We start from the raw sequence: 21932 nt of genomic DNA on the forward strand, positions 1-21932 counted from the left end.
CACTGAAGTTTGTATATTTGCGGACTCTAAACACCTCATTACTTCGTGGCTTTTTTCGTTTTACAAAAAGTCATGAAGTAGTAAGGTCATATACTTCTATTTTTAATAATTGCTGAAAAATTGTAGCAGGTCTAGATTCTTGATTTGCTCTTAGTGATAAATATAAACCAATGACAAAGCTTAGCAAACTCCAAAAATTTGCAGCCATTAGAACCTTTCCCAATGTTTATTCGTCTAAAGGACATAATACACCACTTGTCGTAGATTATCAAGGAAATGATGTAGACATGAAAGGGCAATGGCAAAATCATTTTCAAAATGACAATCCAATTATTTTGGAAGTGGCGTGTGGAAAAGGACATTACGCACGTGGTTTAGGAAAAATGTATCCTGAAAATAATTATATCGGAGTTGAAATCAAAGGGAATCGCCTCTGGACAGGAGCCAATGGTGCTTTGTTGAACAAAGAAGAAAATGTTGCTTTCTTAAGAGCTAGAATAGAGTTTATGGAATACTATTTTGCTCCAGGAGAAGTATCCGAAATTTGGATTACATTTCCTGATCCACAATTAGGAAAGGCACGAAAACGCACTACAGCACCAAGATTCTTGGATGTGTATCGCCATATTCTCAAAAAGGACAATAATCGTGTGCACCTAAAAACAGATTCTCCAGAGTTGTATGAATACACCTTAGAAGTATTAGAAGAACAGCAAATTGAAATCTTGTATCAAAATGATAATATTTATGCTCAAGAGTTGGATTTTCCTGAGTTGGATATTAAGACATTTTATGAAGAAATGCACCTAAAGGACAATAGAACAATCAAATATATTCAATTTACATTATAGAGTAAGTCTGCCAGTCATTTATGGAGTCAAAAATACAGTTTTTCTTAGGACAATATCCTCGACAAAAATTAATTTATGCTACCTGTATAAGTTTATTTATTGGGCTAATTTGTTCTAAGTTTTTGTTGACACTGTCCATGATTGGATTTGTAGTTTTGGGTATATTATCTCCAACAATAAAACAAGATTGGAAACGTATTGGGGCAAACAAATCGTTCATCGCTACATTAGGTATATTTGTATTATTTCTTTTTAGTGCTTTGACCTCTGATAATTGGGAGGCATCCATGGTTCGTTTGCGGATAGCCTTGCCACTACTCATATTGCCTATTGCGTTTGGGCTGTTGCCAACTTTTTCTAAAAAATCCTATCAAGAATTGTTGGCCATCTATTTTTATATGATGGTGATTGCCTGTTTAGGAGTTTTAGTCAACTACGGACTACACTATGAAGCAATGCAACAACGTCTAATTGTGAGCAAAGCTATTCCAACACCAAATGGAGAGCATATTCGATTCAGTTTGATGATAAATCTAGCTGTTTTTGCAGGATTTTGGTTGCTCCAGCAAGGGTTTCATTGGAAGAATGCAAGCGAGAAATGGCTGCTCCGCTTTCTTGTCTTATTTCTGATCATTACACTACACTTACTATCGGTGAGAATTGGTCTTTTGGTCTTGTATGGAGGAATAGGAACAACGGTTTTGTATTATATGCTGAGCAAAAGGCATTATGGGATTGGAATGATCTTATTAGTGGGAATGTGTGTGGTGCCTTATTTGGCATACAAGTATGTTCCAAGTATTAGAACCAAGGTTGATTTGACCAAACACAATTGGGATATGTATCGACAGGGACATATTGGGGAGTATTCAGATACTCGTCGTTTGTTGTCATACAAAATAGCGTGGGATGTAGCGCAACAATCACCTTGGTTTGGGGTTGGGATTGGAGATTTGAATGATGAGCAAGCGAAGCAATATGAGGCGCATTATCCAGATCAAAAAGTCATGTATCCTCACAATTTCTTTTTGACATTGTATGCAGCTACAGGAATCATCGGGTTGCTATTTTTTCTGAGTTGTTTTTTATTCCCTTTCTTTTACCATCAAAACTATAAGAATCTATTTTTTCTCTTGTTTTATGTAACAATATTCTTGTCATTTATGACAGAGAATACACTTTTGAGCGCGATAGGGCTTGGTATTTATAGTTTCTTTTTGTTATTTTCTGTCAACTATTTAGAAGGGAGTTATCAAAAAGCAAGGATACCATCATAAAAAAATAAGTTGTTAAGATTCTACACTCAACAACTTATTTACTATATAAGAACTTTGTTTGGACAAGCACTACTAAGGAACCTAGTTTAAAGCATTCTTTTCGTTAGGAAAAACAATTGTTGGTTCAAAAGTTTTCGCCTCTTCAGGTGATAGAAAAGCATAACCGATAATAATAATAATATCGCCAACTTGACATCTGCGAGCAGCAGCACCATTTAAACAGATAACCCCTGAGCCTCTTTCTCCCTTAATAACATAGGTTTCTAATCTTTCCCCATTGTTATTGTTTACTATTTGCACACGCTCTCCTTCAAATATATTAGCAGCTTCCATTAAATCTTCATCAATCGTAATACTACCAACGTAATTAAGGTTGGCTTCTGTCACTGTAGCACAGTGAATTTTTGATTTGAACATTTGTAAGAACATAATTCAATTATTTTATCTTAAAATCAAAAGTAAATTTTTGTGCCACAAAGGTACGCTTTAGTTATGATAAAAGGAAATTAAGACAAAAATCGAGATTGGTATACTAAAAATGAAAAGAGCCTGTGGGCAACAGGCTCTTTTATTCTCAATCTTTGAAGATGAATAAACTCAACTAAAAAGGTTCTATGAACACTACTCTATTTACTAAGATGCGAGTAAATTAATTTTTGGTGTATTTGGTGTGAAAAAAAATACTTTTTTCTCTTTTACTTGAAAAATATTCATTTTGTTGATTGATAATCAGGGTGTTATTTTATTGGACATTAACCGTAATTGTTTCACTTAAGTTACCATGACAAACCGTAATGGTTGCTGTACCAGCGTTAAAGCTAGTAGCAGAAATTTCGCCATTAAAATCTACATCGGCAACTTGTACGTTATCACTACAATAAACTAATGCAGCATTACTAATAGGGTTACCTGAGTTATCTAAAACCTCTGCTTGAATTTGAGCTGTTTGCCCAATGCTTAGAGTTACATTGTTAGGACTAGTCAAGTTCAAACTTGCAGCAGCTATATCTTGGGCACCACAGTTGCAATTTCCAGAACTGACAGCAACCGAAAGAACCCCAACACCTGGCTCTATATCTGGATCAGAAGGGTGAGAAGCAATCACATAAGTAATTAAGCCAAGAGTAGCATTGCTTTTTACGGTTGCCAAACCATTATTATCGATGGTAGCGATATCAAAAATAGAGAACCCATAAGTTGGGATTTCCCATGTTAAGTTAGAAGGAGTTGTCATTGCGCCTAAAGCTAATTCTCCGTTACTATTTCGAACAACATCGTATTGTTTGGCTGTAAATTGTTTGGTTTGACCAGCAGGAACAGTAGCGTAGTATGGATCAACAATAATTACTTTGTTAGGAGCAACCACCAACTCGGCGCTACCAGTAATTCCTTCGGCAGTCGCACGAATAGTTGTCGTACCAACTTTTAATGGCGTAATATTTCCAGAAGCGTCAACACTAGCGATATTAGGATCTACAACAGACCAACTGAAATTAGTACTAACTTCTTGATTGTCGATATTGTATGCTTTTGCGCTGTATTGTGTTGTTTCTGTTTTTAAAATAGTATTAGAATTGGGGCTAAGTACAATACGAGAAACTGGTAGAGGAACACTAATTGGTCCTAAGACAACAACAGGAACAGTAACAACAGGTGTTCCTGTCAAACCATTGGCTGTTACTGTAATTTGACAGCTACCAACTCCTACAAAATTAACCATTCCAGTATTAGATACTGTGGCAACATTGGCATCACTAGATTGATAACTATACGTAGTAGAACCTGTTCCAAGATAAACCGCTTCTAATTGAATATCTGGGAAATCGGTGTCTACTAAAATAGCAGAAGGTGCGACAGCAAATAGACCAGGAACTTGAATGTTTAGCGGTGCCTCGGCTGTTAGGGTTACTCCCCCTACATTAACGGAAGCTTTGATTGTTGTAACGCCAACTTCGCTAATGGTAACTTGCCCGTTGCTTCCAATACTTGCAACAGAAGAGTTGCCACTAGACCAAGTCACATTGGTAGCCGTAGTTTTGTTGCCTGAAGCGTCAATTAATGCAGCACTATATGTAATATTTTGCCCTGGCTCAGCAGACATGGCTCCGTTTTCTATAACTAGCAGTTGGCTGCTATCTGTTGATACATCATCTGGTTTACAACTATTCAGAAAAAGTAGGGTTAAGGTAAATAATAAGAATGAAATGTATGTTTTCATAATAAATAGTATTGGATAAAATGGTGAAAAAATAAGGGCTAAAAAGTATCCTTTTTACAGCTTGCCAAAATAGATTATGATAATAATTAGGTAGCTAGATGAGTACTTTTTTTTACCTTTGTTTGAACGTGCCAAAACTAAATCAAACATTAAACCCAAAAAAAATATAGACAATGTATATTCATCGTTTTTAGGTATGATATGATGGTTTTTTGTTGATTATTTTGTTGGTTGTTAGTATTTTAAGTGATTCTCACGTTAATGTGCTTTAGTTCATTTTTTGTGAAGAATATTCTTGTTGGTACTCCAAAAATGGCACAAAATTCGTCTACTGAGCGAAAATACTGTATACACACTTACTCTGAAATAGACTATCTAATGAATGAAGAACTTTTCCTTCTTTTTTGTGAAGTAAACCCCACTAGTCAAATTGTGTTGGATCATGCTTTTGGTAAGTCGCCTAAAATGTTGCGGCTAATTCATTTTTTGAGAACAATAGAAACAACATTTAAAACTCCAAGGGCAATTAATGTTATTTATAAAGAAGAAGTAGACCAAGTAGAATACACCAAACTAATCAACCGTTTTTATAAATTAAGGCAGCAGTTAATAGAGTGGTTGTATCACTATTTGAAAAAGACAGAGACGCATTCTTCAAAAGAAGAACAAAGTTTGAGTTTTATTCGTTATTTGGTTAATAAAAACCAATTTAAAGATGCTTTGGAGAAAGCCCTCAAATTAGAAAAGCATTGCCAAAAACTAAATTTATTTGAGTTGCTACCTGGCGTACTTAATATGATTATATACTGCCAGCAGTGTTTGTTTATAGGAGGTGACAAGGCACTTATTGATGCCGAAAAGCGCTTGTTAAAAGCGGTTGAATGGAATCATGCTTTGCAGAAATTGCATTATTATCACCAACAATCGTATCGTATAAAAACAATAGAGGATTATCAAGGAGTACTAAAAGCTGTACGAAAATTGATACAGCCTTATAAAGACTTGCCCAGATTTACACTACTCTACCATTATATTGCATTTAGCAAAGGGTGTACGGCAATTGGGCGCACTCACAAGTCTACGAATGCATTGGTTCGACATTTGAACAAGTTAGAAGCTATTTTGAAAGAGCATCCTCAAATGCCAATGATTTTTGCAATGGCTCATTACCCTAAGTTAACAACCTATAATCTGCTCTTACTAAAGGCAATATTTTATTTTTATAGAGGGCAATACAATGAGTCAGCCAAAGCGCTAAAAGAAAGGGATAGAATCGAAACGGCTCATCCTAACTTGCCATATCCAACTTCTGAATCGGAAATTAGAAACACCATTAGCATTCTCATTTCTAGCAAACAATACCGCCTTGCACTAAAAAAATGGGAGCAATTAGTAGCTTTTTATAAGAAGCATGAGCAAGATGAACGGTTGGATTTGGCATTAATGGAAAAGGCTAATATTTATTTTTTCCAATACCCTAAAGTAAATAAAACCGATCTTTTGGCTTTATATGAGGATTTGTTAGAAGCAGGAACTAGAGCCACTGAATTTACTGATTTTATAATAATTGCTACGATTTGGGTTAAACTATTATTAGGAAAAACATTTACAGCAATAGAGTTAGAAAAAGGAGCGGGTATGTTCAACGCTTATCAATTAAAAATTTCCTTAGTTCGTCAGTTGGGAGAAGCAATTTATCAGAAAAATTCTAAATTATTAAGGCAACTAATAAAGGACATAGAAAAATTATTAGAGAATAAAAACAATAGTATACAGTCTCTTTATTATCAGCAGTTTATTGTGATTGCAAAGACACACGTTTAAGCAATGTGGGGGGACGAGGTTATACTTTAACAGGTTGTTTTTTGTTAAAGTATATTAATAAATTCAAAATTATAGGCATATGTCTTAATATTGAATTTATGACTTTAGTAGGATATAGATGTGAATTTACTAATCTATTAAGTTAAAATAATCCCCCTCTGTTGTGGTTTCAACGAACTAATATTAAAATTTGTCCTACAATGAATTGTATTAATTGGTTAATGTAGAACTTATTAAAGTTTGTTTGGAAAATATGGAAAAGAAAACTCTAAGACACAAGAACGTATGGTATGTTGTTTTTAATCTGATTTTACCTATTGCTTTGTTCGGGCAACTGAAAGAGTCGGCTGAATTTATACCTTGCGAAGACTATTGTGAAGGTTATCAACCTATAATTGACTTAGATTTTAGTTTTTATAAGGAGCGTTATGTAGAGGAAAATTTATTGTACAAAATAACAGATAACTGGGGGAATGGTTGTTTGCCTTTGTATGGCACTCGCAATATGAGAAGTGTTTTGCATGGAGTAGCTTACCGAGGAGGTGCCAACAACTATTTTCACAAAACTGATAAACGAAAAAATCATAACCCTCTCCCCAAAGATGGTATAAACAATTTGTGTTACGAAGGATTTTCGGCAGCAGTTTATCTTTATCGAACAAATTTTGAATCTGTAGATAGTATCGACACCTGTAGTTGTGTACATGGGGCTAACAATCAAATGAAATACTATCAATTGGATTATTTTGATTCATCACATGTACAAAAAATTATAGAGTTGGTATATGAATCTGGAATTGATGCTTCAAAAGGACCTGTTTATTTGCATTGTTGGAATGGATGGCACGCTTCTGGATTTATTGCAGCCGTTTTGTTAAAACAATTTTGTGGATATACTAGCGCAGAAGCTATTCGGTACTGGGATTTGGGGACAGATGGTGCTAATCGAAGCAGTCGATACCAAAAAATTCGTATGATGATTCGTGATTTTGAACCTAACGAAAAGTATCGTTTGTTGGATAAAGAAGGAAATTATATATGCCCCGAAATGCCTCAATTTATAGACAGTTCTAAAATTCAAGTTACTATAAATCATTTGCTTATTGTTCCTGAATCAATTGCTGAAAATAGTTCTATCCCTTTGCACAATATTTATTTTAAAGCAGGCAAGTCTACGATTCAAAATATAAGTAAAAATTCAGATATTAAAACTTTACTAAAAGCCTTAAAAACACATAAAGAGTTGGTTGTGGAGATTGGAGGTTATACTGATGATATTGGAAACGATTCTGTAAATCAAGTTTACTCTGAGCAGCGAGCTAGGTATGTCTACGATTATTTGTTGTCTCAAGAAGTTGATAAGAATCGCTTATCTTACAAAGGATATGGTGAACAGAGACCATTGTACAGCAATGCATACGAAGCGACAAGGGTGAAGAATAGACGGATAGAAATCAAAATACTCCAAAGTGTGGGTTTAAAAGAAGGCGATTAGCATTATATGAAATGCTTATAGCCAAAATAGAGCCTGCTTTTTATTTGTGAAATGCCTTAGACTAAAGATCGATAGCACTTGTTTCAACAATAAAAAGCAGGCTTGTTTTATTGGGAGCAAATTATTTATTTACTGGAAATAACGGAGAGAATTAGTTCTCTGAATTTGCTTCTAGTGTTTCTAACGTATTGGCTGATTGCACCATCTGCAAAAATTCTGTTCGGTATCCCTCTTTATCATTACCTAAAGCACCTTTGGCTAGTTCTAAAACACTATCATAGGTAGCCGAACCTTTGAACTTAGAATTTCTTAATAACATCCCAAAACCAGCAACGGCTGCCGAAAAGCGATAATTATCAGAACTGCTGTCTAAGTTGGTAATAGCTGTATTTTTAAGTACTTGCTCCAACAAAATAGATTGATCGGATTTAATGGGTTTGTAGCGAAATTTCACGGTCATTAAGTCGGTTTCGTTTCCTGAAACCTTAGTCGTTTGATATTTTAAATCAGCAGCTTGATGAATTGTTTGCGTAGATTTTGAATTGGCAAGAATCACTTCGTAAATGGCAGTTACTGTATGACCTGCACCTAGTTCTCCTGCATCTTTGGTATCGTCATCAAAATCCTCGTTCGCCAACAATCTATTTTCGTACCCAATCAAACGGTAAGCTTTAACCATTTTGGGATTAAACTCAATTTGAATTTTTACATCTTTGGCGATTGTAAACATATTGGCACGCATCTGAGTAACGAATACCTTTTTGGCTTCACGAATGTTATCAATATAAAAATAATTGCCGTTCCCTGCATTACTAATCTGTTCCATGCGACCATCTTTATAATTGCCCATACCAAAACCACAGATAGTCAAGTAAATATTGTCTTTTCGTTTTTCTTCAATAAGCGAAACAAGCTCACTAGATGAAGAAACCCCAACGTTAAAGTCTCCGTCTGTTGCTAAAATAACTCGGTTGTTACCATCAGCAATCAAATTTTCTTTGGCAATGTTGTAGGCCAACTCGATACCTTGACCTCCAGCAGTTGACCCGCCAGAATTAATCCCATCAAGAGCATTTAAAATCTTTTCATGTTCAGAAGCAGGAGTGGAAGGCAAAACCAAACCTGCTGCCCCTGCATAGGCAACAATGGCAACTTTATCCTTGTCATCCAACTCAGACAACAAGAGTTTTAGGGATTTTTTAAGTAAAGGGAGCTTGTTTTCAGCACTCATAGAACCAGAGGCATCAATAAGAAAAACTAAATTAGACGATTTTAAATCGGTATAATCCAAGTCTTTGCCTTGCAAACCTATATGAATGAGATGATGTTCAGAATTCCACGGAGTGGTAGATATTTCTGTATTAATCGAAAAAGGATCTTGCCCTTGCGGTTGGGGATAGTCATAATCAAAATAGTTGATCATTTCTTCAATGCGAACAGCGTCGGCTAAAGGCATTTGATCCATTTCTAGATAACGACGAATATTGCTATAAGAAGCATTATCAACATCTATAGAAAAGGTAGAAACAGGTGTTTGAGCAACACCTTTAAAGGTATTTTCATTGATTTTATCGTATTCTTCGGTATTAAGTTTTTCATTTTGTATCGGTTCAGGACTCACTTGATAAGTATAGTTAGCCCCTTCCGTTACAGTCTCAACTTTAGATAGAGCTTTTTGATCCATGGCACGAGCATTCGGTACTTCTTCAAGGTATAATGCCTTATCTACAGTAGCATTTTGACAGGAGAAAATAAACGTAGCACTAAAACCAAGTGCTAATAACTGAAATATTTTTTTCATTGTATTGTATTTTGTTGGGTTATGATAGAGTATCACACTCTAAGAAAATGTTGATTATTATTGTGTTTAGTACTTTGTGTATTTTTTAGCTTTTTTGTGAAAAACTAAAAAAGTATCTTTGCATCAGTTTGATTATCAGTTTTTTAAGGAATTAAGTAACAAAAGTGCACTCTGTTGATAATCAAACTGATGCGATTTTTCCACGAAGTAGTGGTGTTTTATTTTATTGTAAATCGAGCAGGCAACGAATTGGAAAGTAAATTGACTTGATCTCCAATAAACCGAATGCTATAAGTGCCAGGTTGATCTAAGGCATATCGAGGTCTTAAGTCGATGGTGTATAATTGAACTCCATTGCCTTCAATACTAATTAAATCGCTATCTTCTACCGCACCACTATAAGTTGGGATTTTGCCTACAAAAGGAATTATATTACCTTTTTTGTCTTTAATTTGAAAACAGTTGTTCCAATTTTGACCATTGGCAGGAGAATTGAGCTTGCAAAACGAAACTATTTCTGAAGTATTATTTTTTATGACAAATCTTAACGTAATGGGTTCCCCTAATTGATAACTAGGTTGTGTCATATTTAGACTAATATTTAGTGGAATGGTTCGTTGTGGTGGAATTTCTGTTTTGGGAGCAGTCGCAACCTGATTGTCGTTTTGACAACTTAATAAAATGCTACAAAAACAAATTGTTAAGATGGTAGTTCTCATATTTTGAATGATTTAAGTATAGATAAGGATGCACTATTTAGTAAAAAGGGTGTGCAAATGTTTTCATTTTGTTAAAAAAACTATTAAGAGTTAAAGGATAAATAATTATTGTACTAGCTTTTTTATAGTTTTGTGCGTTGATTACATTGTAAACTGTCTCTGTGTGTTAAACACGACGTTAAGATAAATAATATGATTGCCTACATCAAAGGTAAGTTAACCCAAAAAAGTCCAACAGATATTATTATTGAAACTGCCAATGGCATTGGATATCATGTGCACATTACACTAAATACTTATAATAAAATAGCAAATCAGAATGAATTAAAAATCTTAACTCATTTTATTGTAAAAGAAGACAGTCAAACTTTGTACGGTTTTGCAGAAGAGGAAGAAAGGCAGATTTTTGGACTATTAATCTCTGTTTCGGGGGTAGGTCCTAGCACTGCACGGGTTTTGCTATCGACCTTATCACCAGGAGAAGTAAGATCGGCTATTGTTTCAGAGAATATAGCAGTATTAAAGAGTGCCAAGGGGATTGGACCCAAAGCAGCTAAGCGTATTATTCTGGAGTTAAAAGATAAGGTTTTGAAAGAAGGAGGGGCACAAAGTGCTGCAATTTCACAAACTTTAACAGTTGATAACACTATTCGAGAAGAAGCATTATCAGCATTGGTTGCGTTAGGTTTTAATAAGACATTAGTCCAAAAAGCGCTGAATCGAATATTGAAAACGACCCCTCATATTCAGGATTCAGGGGAGTTAATTAAACAAGCTTTAGGACAACTTTCTTCCTAGCCTACTTTAATTTGAGAAAAAAAAAGACCAAATTAAGTAAATCTAAAAAAAAATAATTTGTTGATTTGCCTAATGTTTTTATTTCGTGTCGATTAAAAGTTGTGAGGAACTTTACTACTTCGCTATTTTTATGGATGATGAATCTTAAAAAATATCATTATCAGCACTCAATATCTTATTTTCGATTTTACGAAGCAGAATTACACTAAAAAAAAGAAACACATTACATTGTTTAACAAAATAGCAGGATATAAGGTTCAATTCTACACAATTATAATTTTCTAGATTAAATTTTTCGACCATTTTTGAAAAATGAATAGACAAAGCAAGCATTTGACTACTAAAATAGGATATATCTATTGTTAGCTAGAAAATCTTTGTCTTAGAAATAAGAGAATCAGCGAAAATTAAATATTTTTGGAGTCATTTTGTTAAAGTCCACTCTTTTTCAGAGCATTACCAATGCCCTAAAAATGGACCTAGATGAGGCGAGTCTACAAAAGACCGTTCGTCTTAATAACCAAGCAGTTTTTTATGAATTTCAAGACACTGAATTTGTGCTTTTGGGTAGTATGTACCTATACAGTAGCAGGATGGAGTACAGACTATAACACTCTCAATTATTTAGAGGAAGATTTTTGGGCTTCGCCAACCTTTTTTATGCCAGACACCTTGCCTCCAATACAGGATAGACCAGAGGTAGATGTATCGAACAAACAAAATCCGTTTGATTTAAAGGATCCCAAAGTAATCGAAAAAAATGTAGAGTATGATGCAGAAAGTAATCTGTATATCATTACTGAAACGATCAACGGATCTTACTATCGATCTCCAATGTACTTAACTCCCGATGAATACTTTAAGTGGAGGGCAGAACAGGAGGACAAAGCCTATTTTAAGGAGTTGTCTCAAATGAATAAAGTAGGAAAAGTTGGAGGTGATCCTGTTGCGCCTTATCAAGATCGAATTAGCAATAGCTTGGTTGAGCGTCTGTTTTGTGGTTCAACAATTGATGTTCGACCTCAAGGTAATATAGGTTTGACATTTGGTTTTGATTATCAAAGAATCGCAAATCCTATCTTGACTGAACAACAGCAACAACAAGGTGGTTTTGATTTTGATATGAATATTCAGCTGAGTGTGGTCGGTAAGATTGGGCAAAAACTAAAGCTGTCTTTTAACTATAACACACAAGCTACCTTTGATTTTGATCGCCAAATTAAAGTAGAATATTTGAGTGATACAGAATGTTCAGAAGATGACATTATCAAAAAAATAGAAGCAGGTAACGTTAGTTTTCCATTGCGTTCTTCTCTTATACAGGGGCGCCAAAATTTATTTGGCTTTCGCACAGATTTGCAATTTGGTCGTTTAAAAATGTCTTTGGTTGCTTCTCAAAGTCAAACCAAACGAAAAGAAATTCAAATCAAAGGTGGTTCTCAATTGCAAGATTTTGAGGTAACAGCAGATAATTATGATGAAAATCGACATTTCTTCCTTTCTCATTACAACCGTGCTACTTACGAAGAGAATTTAACGACGCTACCTCAGATCAATACGCTGTTTAATATTACCAAAATAGAAGTATGGGTAACCAATGATCGAAATGTAACCGAAGGCGTTCGAGATGTCGTGGCTTATGCAGATTTGGGAGAAACGGATCCTAGCAAAATGGTTAGTGGCAACCAATACAATCCTTCGACCGCATCTGAACAAGGGATTGATTTAAGAAACAATCGTCTACCAGATAATGATGCCAATGATTTATATAAAGAGTTGTTGGCTAGTGAAAATGGGACTCCTTCGGGGAACGCTCGTGGGCTTCAAACATCTATTAGTGCTTTACAAGGTGCCCCGTTTAATATGAGTGATGCAGAAGACTTTGTGAAAATCAGAGCCCGTAAATTGTCGCCCTCAGAGTTTACCTATGATCCTAAACTTGGGTTCGTATCTGTCAATGTGTCGATCAAGCCAACAGATGTAGTCGCAGTGGCTTATCAATATACTTATAATGGTCAGATATACCAAGTGGGGGAGTTTGCACAAGATTTGCCTTTGAATGCTGACACTTTGAATGTAATGCATTTAAAATTATTAAAGGGAGTTAGAACAAGAGTTGATTTGCCAATTTGGGACTTAATGATGAAAAACATTTATTCCTTAGGAGCCTATCAAATTAATCAAGAAGACTTTATGCTGGATGTCTTTTATCAAGACCCAGGAGGAGGAGAGAAGCGATTTTTGCCAGAGGGACCACCAGAAGGAAAGCCCTTGATTACGATGTTGAACTTAGATAATCTGAACAGAGCAAGAGACCCTATTCCTGATGGACAGTTTGACTATATCCCAGGGACAACGATTTTGCCTAGAAACGGACGTGTCATTTTTCCAGTTTTAGAGCCTTTTGGAAGTTCGTTGGCTGGAGAGTTTTATCGAACACCTGGTGATCCTGCAAGTTTACATCCTATTTCTCAAAAATATCTATACAACCAGCTCTACGATTCTACAATTACAAGAGCAAGAGAATTTCCAGAGTTTAATCGATACATTATACGAGGTCGTTACAAGTCTAGTGTTTCTTCTGAAATTTCCTTGGGAGGATTTAATATTCCGAAAGGGTCGGTAGTGGTAACAGCGGGTGGACGTACATTGACAGAAGGTACGGATTATACGATTGATTATAATTTGGGAAGAATTAAAATTTTGAATGAGGCTTATTTGAATTCTGGACAGCCAGTTCGAGTTGCTTTTGAGGACAATGCTACCTTTGGGTTTAATCAACAAGGCTTTTTTGGAGCAAGGTTTGATTACTTTGTGAATAAAGATCTGAATATTGGAGCTACCTTTTTGCACTTAAACGAACGCCCCTTTACACAGAAGGTAAATTATGGGGATGACCCTATTTCGAATAGTATTTATGGATTTGACGTACAATATAGCAGCGAAGCACCTTGGTTAACTCGTTTGATAGATAAAATACCATTGATTAGCACCAAGGCAATGTCAAATATTTCGTTTTCAGCAGAATTTGCACATTTAATTCCTGGTTCTCCAGATATTATCAATCAAGCTAATGACGAAGGAGGAGTTGTTTTTATTGATGATTTTGAGGGATCAACGAGCAATTTTAATTTGTCTATTCCAAGTTTAAATTGGGTGTTGGCAAGTACGCCAAGAAGTGACCTTTCTAATCCTTTGTTCCCAGAAGCAAGTTTGTCAAATGATTTGGAATACAATAAAAACAGAGCAAGAATAGCATGGTATAACTTGGAACCTGCTTTAAATTTCACCTCTGGTTCTAAGAGTATTTATACACGTGAAATTCAACAACAAGAGGTTTTTCAAAATGTTCAAAATACAGGTTTAACCTATACTGGACTACGTACATTTGATTTGTCTTATAGACCGAAGGAACGTGGACCTTATAACTTTGATACGACAAACATAGATCCAGCTACAGGAGAATTTACCAACCCTGCTGATCGTTGGGGAGGTGTTATGCGTAGTTTGACAAATACTGATTTTGAGGCTTCTAATATTGAGTTTGTCGAAATGTGGGTCATGAGTCCTTTTAAAGAAGGTTATGGTGGTAATGGTGGAGACTTGTATATTGAGTTGGGAGATGTTTCGGAAGATATCTTAAAAGATTCTCGATTGTTCTTTGAGAATGGGATACCAGCCGCCAATTCTAATACTAGTACAGATGAAACTGTCTGGTCAAGAATTCCAAGAACACAAGCTGTTACACGTGCTTTTGACAATGATCCTGCTATTAGAGACCAACAAGATATTGGTTTGGATGGCTTTGATGATGAAGGAGAACGTCAGCATTATGCTTCTTATCTAAGTGCCATGCAACGAATTGTTGCACCAGGTATTTTCCAAGGCATTCAAGATGACCCAGCAGGAGATAACTTCCGTTTTTATAGAGATGCCTTTTATGATGATCCTGCCAACATTCCTTCAGGAAACTTAGAAGATCCAACTTTGTATCGTTATATTAAATATAACAACCCACAGGGTAACTCTTCTAATGATCAGAGTACCAATAATCAGGCTATTTCAACTTCTACCAACATTCCAGATACAGAGGATTTAAACAAAGACAATACGCTAAACGAGCAAGAGTCCTACTATCGTTATCATATTCCAATTCGCAGAGAAAATGGTGATGAGATGGCATTTACTCAGTATACCATTGATTCTGTTCGTATGAACTATGATGGCCCTAATGGACCAGAGACAGTATATTGGTATCAGTTGAAAATCCCTGTGGATAAATTTACCAGTCGTGTCGGAGGAATTTCTGATTTCCGTGCCATTCGATTTATGAGAATGTATATGACAGGGTTTGAAGAAAAAACGACGTTGCGTATGGCTCGTCTAGATTTGATTCGCAATCAATGGAGACGTTATATCAGAGATTTGACCTTGCCAGGTTTGATTATTCCTCCAGAAGATCCAAGTAACACAACATTTGATGTATTTGCAGTAAATATTGAAGAAAATGGTTCTAAAATTCCATTTAATTATGTGTTGCCTCCTGGTGTGTCTCGTGAACAAGTGATTGGTTCTGTTACCAATGCACAACAAAATGAACAATCGCAAGCGTTGAGAGTTTGTAACCTAGAAGATGGAGATGCTAGAGGAATTTATAAAATCGTAGACTTGGATATGCGGGTTTATGAACGTTTAAAAATGTATGTTCATGCAGAAAATTTGAGAGGAGAGCAAGAAAATGATCCTGGAGACATGACCATGTTTATGCGAATAGGAAGTGATTTTGAAAATAACTACTATGAGTATGAAATTCCTTTGACAATGTCAGACGAAAGTGGAGGAATCAAAGACGATCAAAATATTTGGTTGGAAGAAAATCAATTTGATTTCCCTCTCGAATTACTACGTCAAGTAAAAGTCGATAGAGAAGTGAAAGGAATTGCCTTGAGTGATTTGTATGAGTCATTTGATGGAAATAATATTATTAGAGTAAAAGGTAACCCAACACTTGGGCAAGTAAAAGGGGTAATGGTTGGGGTACGCAACCGCAAAGACGATGGTTTGGCACGTTGTGCAGAGATTTGGATTAATGAGTTGCGTTTGACTGGTTTTGACGAGCGAGGTGGATTTGCTGGTTTGGCGAGATTGGATGTTCAACTAGCCGATTTTGGACAATTGACGGCATCGGGAAGTTACCAATCCATTGGTTTTGGAAATATCGACCAAAGTGTCGGAGAGCGTAGTCGTGAGGAGTTGATACAATACGATATTTCAGGTTCTTTGAAATTGGACAAGTTCTTTCCCGAAAAATGGAAATTAAGCATTCCTTTTTATGCGCAGTATTCTCAAGAGATTAGTACGCCAGAGTTTGATCCATATCAACTGGATGTTCCTTTAGAACAACGTTTGGCTTCTATTTCTGATTTGAGAAGACGAGATTCTATTCGACAAGCAGCGAGAACCATACGAACGATTTCTAGTTTTAACTTTACAAATGTTCGAAAGGGAAGAACGTCTAAATTTGTCCCATTACCAACAGATATTTCTAATTTCTCCTTTACGTATGCACAATCGAGTAATATTTTCCGCTCACCAATAATTGAACGAGAAGAACGGACGGAGCATAGAGGAGTTTTGGATTATAATTACTCTCCTGGAGTTAAACCTATTTATCCATTTAAAAAGGCGATTAATAAAATAAAAAATAAAAATGCTGTAAAATGGTTGGGACTCATTCGAGAAATTAACATTAATCCATTGCCTAATGCCATTGGTTTTAGAAATGAATTGAAGCGTAATTTTGGGGAAACAACGTATCGATTTACAGATGCAACTACTAGTACTTATTACGATAAGAAGTTTATTTGGGATAGAGCTTATAATTTGCAATGGAATATCTTTAAGTCCTTGCGTTTGAATTACACGGCTACGAATAACGCAATTATTGATGAACCAGAAGGTAGAATTGATGAGCAAGTAGAAAGGGATGTTTTGTGGAACAATATCAAACGTTTTGGTCGAACTAAGAACTACCAACATAATGTCAGTGCTAGCTATACGTTGCCTCTAAAATATATACCTGCACTCGACTGGGTAACTGTTAAAGGACAGTATTCAGCAACCTATAGTTGGACTGCTGCCACCTTGGGCTTGGATAGCTTAGGAAATGTTATTCAAAACTCTCAAAAACGTCAAGTTACAGGAGATTTCCAATTTAAGAAATTGTATGACAAGTGGAATTATCTGAAAAAGATAGGAACTCCAAAACGTCCTTCTGCTGGTGGTAAAGGCAAAGAGAAGAAACCAGAAAAAATTAAATTACCTGAAAAGAAAAAATATCCACCTCTAAGAGAGATTGAAGATCCTGAGAAGCGTGCAGAGGAAAAGGAAAAACGAAAAATGGAACGCAAGGCTTGGCGAGAAGAAGTCAAGAAAATTAGAGAAAAAAGGCAGCCTAGTGGTGCAGAGCGTGCTCTAATTCGTCCATTAATGTTGTTGCAACGAGCGAGGGTGACTTACAATGAAAACTTTACGACAGTGCTTCCTGGTTTTATGGGAACCTCCAAATATGTTGGTCAAGACTATACGGGAACGAATACCAACCCAGGTCCACGACCAGGATGGGACTTTATTGCGGGGTGGCAGCCAGATCGTACTTGGTTGGACAAAGCCGCAGAGAGTGGCTGGATTTCAACAAGTATTTATCAAAATCAACCTTTGATACAGACGCATACTCAAACTTATTCAGCAAAAGTCACTTTGGAACCCATTCAAGGATTGAAAATTGATGTTGATTTGGATAAGACGATTACAGAGAACTATCAAGAGTTGTTCAAGGTCGAAGATCAGTTTAGCAATGACGAATTTTCTCATTTGAATGGTATGTTGAGTGGTACTGTAAAAATGACCTACTTGCCTTTAGCTACTTTCTTTGATAAGGAGGGAACCAAAGGAACGAACTCTTCGGTCAACTTTGAAACCTTTGAGAGCAATCGAATTATTATTTCTCAACGGAAAGGGACAGGAACGCATGATGACACAGAAACCAATCCTGGCTTTACAGAAGGATATGGTCGTTATCAACAAGATGTTTTGATTCCTGCTTTCTTGGCGGCTTATACGGGGCGCGATGCTAATAATATAGAGTTAGGAGATATCCGTAATACGATGCCTCTGCCAAACTGGAAATTGACCTATAATGGTTTGTCAAAAATGCCTGGCTTAGATAAAATTTTCTCTAGTTTTAGCTTAACTCATGGCTACAAATCAACCTTAACAGTCAATCAATTTGTTACGGATTTGGATTTTGCGTCTACGTTGGCACCAACAGGTACCAATGGAAAAGATGTTAATAGTCAAAACTATTATTCTAGCTTTGAAATCCCTAATTTGGTGATTTCTGAATCATTCAATCCTTTGATTGGGGTAGACATGCGTTTCAAAAATGATTTGTCTTTAAATTTCCAATATAAAACAAGTAGAAATTTGTCTATGAGTTTTATTGACTATCAATTGAGTGAACAAAATACAACTGATGTAACGGTTGGTTTTGGATGGAAATTCAAAAACTTTAAACCAATTGAGTTCTTTAAGAATAAGAAAAAGAAAGAAAAGGAAAAAGAAAAAATCAAGTTGGGGGAAATGGATTTCAATTTTGATTTTGGAAAAACCATTGCTAAAGATGAGTTGAACTTGAAATGTGATGTTTCTTTCCGTGATGACAAAACGGTCAATCATATCTTAGATCAAGATCAATCGGTTGCTACGCGAGGAATGCAAACGATTCGTATTTCACCATCGTTGGAATGGATTCCAAATAATCGCTTGACATTCCGTCTGTTCTTTGATTATACGCAAACGATACCAGCTGTATCAACGTCTTTCCCTATTACTAGTTTGAAAGGTGGTTTGACGATCCGCTTCTCATTGTCACAATAAATAGAATTTAATCTACCAATAGAATGAAGAGCTTGCTTTTTAGCAGGCTCTTTTTTTTTGTTGGATTAGAGATGGGCGTTTTTATTGCGGCGTGTTATAAGGGTAGTATTAAAAGGTATAGAGGAAACCAGAATAGGCGACAAAAGCTAAAACTATTGGGCTAAACCACGCAGTAGCAGGGTAGCTAACTACTATGCTTAAATATAATTTCGGTTAAGATAAGAATAGCGACCAATTGTAAAAAGAAACTTAGTAGTAGTCACCCCTATAGATCATTTTCATCCGATTTTTGATACAACATTCTCCAAAGCAGCAATAAAACTACCGCAGCAATACTAGATACCACCATGGCAATGGCCCAACTTCCTGTATCCAAGGTGCCTTTCATGGCCAATTGCCCAACTCTAAAAACATTTAAAATGGGTAAAAAAGGATCTATTGCATTCATTTCTTGAATAGGAACCAACCCGTATAAGGCAATAGCATGAATAACAATAGTAGCCCAAAACGTACGGGTATAAGCAGCAACCATAGAGTTGCTAAAGGCAGCAATACAGCCAAATATTCCTATAATAAATAACCAAGTAGGACACCACAACAAGAGCATACTGCTTAATTTGTTCCAAACTAAAAGCTGTTCAATACTTAGTATAATGCTACGAACCATGCCTACTTGCTCGGCATCTAAACCAGCTTGAAAACCAACAAATGCTAAGCCCATACCTAGCAAAGTTACTAAGAAAATAAGTATTAGGTTGGTGAGAAAATTTTTAGGCGCTCTATAATAAGCTCTTAGAACCAATATTCTAGTTAGCCAGATTACAAGAAGAATGAATAAGAAGTTAAGCACATTGGAAACAATGCCTCTGATATTATCCATGATTTTTCCAATGGTAATAAAGGCATTAAACGTATTGGTTTTTTGAATGACAATGGGGTTGACAATTTCGGGAGCTAATCCCATTGCTTCTACTTTGTTAAGCACCAGTTTTTGTTCGTAATTTTCTAAAATATCTAAGGCTGTATGAGCTTCTTCACCGTGTTGTACGGCATTATAATAGACCTTGATTTTTTTTTGACGATTGGTGTCATTGGCAAAATTGTTGGGAAATAAAACGCCAATATCCAAGCTATCTTTATCCAAAAGTTCCAACAGTTCTTCTTCTTGCTGCAAATGAGTTAGCGTTGCTGTTGTCTCAAATTTTTGTAATAAATCATTGGGAACATAGCTCTTGCCAACCAAGCCAATTCGTGCTTTCGTTTTTGTTCCTCCCAAAAAACTATTAATGTTGTCGGCAGCTGCTGTCATAATACCAGAGAAGAAAAAAGAGGGAATTGCAAAGGCAACTAATAACCTAAGTAAAATTTGCCAACTAAATAGGATAGATCGGAGAGATTGAAGCATAGTGTTTTTATTGAGCAAGTAGATGATTTAATCTGAATAAAACTAGTATTTGTCGCTTTAAGAAAACATTAGTGTATTGATATACATAAATCTGCAATTCTTTTCATAATTTTGAGTAGTAAACGATTTATAGTTCGTTAATTTTTTGATATTTCGATGAGCTCATGTAAGAGCAGTTCAGTATAATTACTCCATGACTATTTATACTCATCTCTAACAAGGTATGGTGTAACATGGGATTGATTGGTACGAATCTTTATTGATACGTTTGGGGATCCACTTATTTACTAAACGAATTATGAATTTGATAGTTCATGTAACATGACTTTTTAGCGAACCATTGAACACTGTTTTTACACCTATTGAGGTTTTTTGTGGTAACACAAAGAGTTAAATATAATGTAAGAACTACAAAATTAAAAGCATACTAAATTTACGGATGTTAAATTTAAAAAAATACTACGGTATAGTTGAACAAGCTATTGAAAAAATTGGCTTAGACCCAACTAGATTTAGAGGAGAACAAGAGGGAGAATGGACACTACATCGAGGAGAATATACTATTTGGATTGATGTTTGGAACGACCCAATAGAAAAAGTAGCTTATCTACAGGTTGTTGCCCCTGTTATGGAAATTCCTGATGAATCACAAACGGTTCTTTTTCGAGAGTTGTTACAAATTAATTTGCAACTATGTGGTATTGCTTTTTCAGTTCATGGAGAAAAAGTAGTCCTAAAAGGAACGAGGGTTGCAGAAGGTTTGGATGTAGAGGAAGCACATGCTATGATTATGCTGATTAGCAAATATGTTAGTAATTTTTCGCCGATTTTGCTCAAACGATATTTTAATAACGGACAACCAGGAATTCCTCCTAAGTAAATCAACAAAATGCGGTTGTTAATCTTTTTAATGATTGATTAAGGTAATCGCTAAAAGATAGGACAAGTTGTTAATGAATAATTCTGTTAACATACAAAAGGTTATGATAACTAATAGTCCGCTACGCTTTTGAATCGCGTTTTTGTGTTACTAGTACAAGCTTACTCGGCAAACAGAGGTAGTTGCGCTGCGTAGCACCTCAATTTAACATGATTTTTAAACGGACTACTAGATAATCATATGAAAACTTATTACAATTCCCCTATAGGTCGTTTGGTAATTACAGGAAGTATGAACAAAATAATGTCCATAGTTGTTGATGAAACGTCAAGGGACTTTGCAGGACAACTGCCTGACTATATGAGACTTTGTGTGGATGAACTAGATGGGTATTTTAACAAAGGGTTAGAACGATTCACGGTTGATTTAAAGTTGGAGCAAGGAACATTATTTCAACAAAAAGTCTGGACAGAATTGCTGAATATACCGTACGGAAGGACAACAACATATCTGAAGATAGCCGAAAAAGTAAGTACTAAAAATGCTGTTCGTGCTGTGGGGCGTTGTGTAGGCAATAATCCTTTTGCGATTATAGCACCTTGTCATCGTGTAATAGGGACAGATGGAAGCTTAACAGGATTTGCATATGGTTTGGAAGCAAAACGTTTGTTGCTAGAGTTAGAAAAGTCAAAATTGTATGGGAAACAGTTCAAATTGTTTTAAACA

The 21932-nt window shown here is 35.7% G+C and carries 13 protein-coding genes; 8 read left to right on the top strand and 5 right to left on the bottom strand.

Annotation, left to right across the window (positions count from 1 at the left end; all coding sequences use genetic code 11):
- Positions 1–170 precede the first annotated feature (170 nt).
- Together trmB and CG11_RS17405 are read left to right on the top strand one after the other, a co-directional pair.
- Positions 171–851, top strand: coding sequence for a tRNA (guanosine(46)-N7)-methyltransferase TrmB (gene trmB, locus CG11_RS17400; protein WP_052598083.1), 681 nt, complete (start codon positions 171–173; stop codon positions 849–851).
- Positions 852–871: 20 nt separating this feature from the next.
- Positions 872–2128: an O-antigen ligase gene (locus tag CG11_RS17405; RefSeq protein WP_052598084.1), complete on the top strand. Its 1257-nt coding sequence runs from the start codon at positions 872–874 to the stop codon at positions 2126–2128.
- Positions 2129–2209: 81 nt separating this feature from the next.
- Here CG11_RS17405 and panD read toward each other — a convergent pair whose 3' ends face one another.
- Complete coding sequence (gene panD, locus CG11_RS17410) at positions 2210–2557, bottom strand: aspartate 1-decarboxylase (RefSeq protein WP_052598085.1); 348 nt, start codon at positions 2555–2557, stop codon at positions 2210–2212.
- Between the two features lie 313 nt (positions 2558–2870).
- Complete coding sequence (locus CG11_RS17415; RefSeq protein WP_052598086.1) at positions 2871–4346, bottom strand: Ig-like domain-containing protein; 1476 nt, start codon at positions 4344–4346, stop codon at positions 2871–2873.
- 378 nt (positions 4347–4724) lie between these two features.
- On the opposite strand from CG11_RS17415, the gene CG11_RS17420 reads away from it, so the two are divergent.
- Together CG11_RS17420 and CG11_RS17425 are read left to right on the top strand one after the other, a co-directional pair.
- Positions 4725–6170, top strand: a complete 1446-nt coding sequence (locus CG11_RS17420) for a hypothetical protein (RefSeq protein WP_052598087.1) — start codon at positions 4725–4727, stop codon at positions 6168–6170.
- A 253-nt stretch (positions 6171–6423) separates the two neighbouring features.
- On the top strand, positions 6424–7665 hold the full coding sequence (locus CG11_RS17425; RefSeq protein ID WP_052598088.1) for an OmpA family protein: 1242 nt from the start codon (positions 6424–6426) through the stop codon (positions 7663–7665).
- A gap of 151 nt (positions 7666–7816) precedes the next feature.
- On the opposite strand, the gene CG11_RS17430 is transcribed toward CG11_RS17425, so the two are convergent.
- Positions 7817–9466 (bottom strand): von Willebrand factor type A domain-containing protein, encoded by a 1650-nt coding sequence (locus tag CG11_RS17430; RefSeq protein ID WP_052598089.1) that lies wholly within the window; start codon positions 9464–9466, stop codon positions 7817–7819.
- Between the two features lie 218 nt (positions 9467–9684).
- Entirely contained in the window at positions 9685–10185 is a 501-nt protein-coding gene (locus tag CG11_RS17435) for a hypothetical protein (protein WP_052598090.1), read from the bottom strand.
- 192 nt (positions 10186–10377) lie between these two features.
- Here CG11_RS17435 and ruvA point away from each other — a divergent pair, with 192 nt between their 5' ends.
- Together ruvA and sprA are read left to right on the top strand one after the other, a co-directional pair.
- The gene (gene ruvA, locus CG11_RS17440; protein ID WP_052598091.1) at positions 10378–10983 is read left to right on the top strand and encodes a Holliday junction branch migration protein RuvA; all 606 of its coding nucleotides are present in this window, start codon (positions 10378–10380) and stop codon (positions 10981–10983) included.
- Between the two features lie 534 nt (positions 10984–11517).
- On the top strand, positions 11518–18921 hold the full coding sequence (gene sprA, locus CG11_RS17445; protein ID WP_052598092.1) for a cell surface protein SprA: 7404 nt from the start codon (positions 11518–11520) through the stop codon (positions 18919–18921).
- 265 nt (positions 18922–19186) lie between these two features.
- Here the strand turns inward: sprA and CG11_RS17450 are convergent, their stop codons facing one another.
- Positions 19187–20326, bottom strand: coding sequence for a hypothetical protein (locus CG11_RS17450; protein WP_052598093.1), 1140 nt, complete (start codon positions 20324–20326; stop codon positions 19187–19189).
- A 439-nt stretch (positions 20327–20765) separates the two neighbouring features.
- On the opposite strand from CG11_RS17450, the gene CG11_RS17455 reads away from it, so the two are divergent.
- Both CG11_RS17455 and CG11_RS17460 read left to right on the top strand, forming a co-directional pair.
- Positions 20766–21206 (top strand): YbjN domain-containing protein, encoded by a 441-nt coding sequence (locus tag CG11_RS17455; protein ID WP_052598094.1) that lies wholly within the window; start codon positions 20766–20768, stop codon positions 21204–21206.
- Positions 21207–21446: 240 nt separating this feature from the next.
- Positions 21447–21929: a methylated-DNA--[protein]-cysteine S-methyltransferase gene (locus tag CG11_RS17460; protein ID WP_052598095.1), complete on the top strand. Its 483-nt coding sequence runs from the start codon at positions 21447–21449 to the stop codon at positions 21927–21929.
- Positions 21930–21932: the final 3 nt, after the last annotated feature.

Origin of the sequence: Aureispira sp. CCB-QB1 (assembly GCF_000724545.1) — a bacterium.
Taxonomy (GTDB): Bacteria; Bacteroidota; Bacteroidia; order Chitinophagales; family Saprospiraceae; genus Aureispira.

Bases quoted from the DNA above. Each gene is read 5' to 3' on its own strand.
- CG11_RS17405 (WP_052598084.1), top strand. From the start codon at position 872: ATGGAGTCAAAAATACAGTTTTTCTTAGGACAATATCCTCGACAAAAA.
- CG11_RS17430 (WP_052598089.1), bottom strand. From the start codon at position 9,466: ATGAAAAAAATATTTCAGTTATTAGCACTTGGTTTTAGTGCTACGTTT.
- sprA (WP_052598092.1), top strand. From the start codon at position 11,518: ATGAATTTCAAGACACTGAATTTGTGCTTTTGGGTAGTATGTACCTAT.
- CG11_RS17450 (WP_052598093.1), bottom strand. From the start codon at position 20,326: ATGCTTCAATCTCTCCGATCTATCCTATTTAGTTGGCAAATTTTACTT.
- CG11_RS17455 (WP_052598094.1), top strand. From the start codon at position 20,766: ATGTTAAATTTAAAAAAATACTACGGTATAGTTGAACAAGCTATTGAA.
- trmB (WP_052598083.1), top strand. From the start codon at position 171: ATGACAAAGCTTAGCAAACTCCAAAAATTTGCAGCCATTAGAACCTTT.
- ruvA (WP_052598091.1), top strand. From the start codon at position 10,378: ATGATTGCCTACATCAAAGGTAAGTTAACCCAAAAAAGTCCAACAGAT.
- CG11_RS17425 (WP_052598088.1), top strand. From the start codon at position 6,424: ATGGAAAAGAAAACTCTAAGACACAAGAACGTATGGTATGTTGTTTTT.
- panD (WP_052598085.1), bottom strand. From the start codon at position 2,557: ATGTTCTTACAAATGTTCAAATCAAAAATTCACTGTGCTACAGTGACA.
- CG11_RS17415 (WP_052598086.1), bottom strand. From the start codon at position 4,346: ATGAAAACATACATTTCATTCTTATTATTTACCTTAACCCTACTTTTT.
- CG11_RS17460 (WP_052598095.1), top strand. From the start codon at position 21,447: ATGAAAACTTATTACAATTCCCCTATAGGTCGTTTGGTAATTACAGGA.
- CG11_RS17435 (WP_052598090.1), bottom strand. From the start codon at position 10,185: ATGAGAACTACCATCTTAACAATTTGTTTTTGTAGCATTTTATTAAGT.
- CG11_RS17420 (WP_052598087.1), top strand. From the start codon at position 4,725: ATGAATGAAGAACTTTTCCTTCTTTTTTGTGAAGTAAACCCCACTAGT.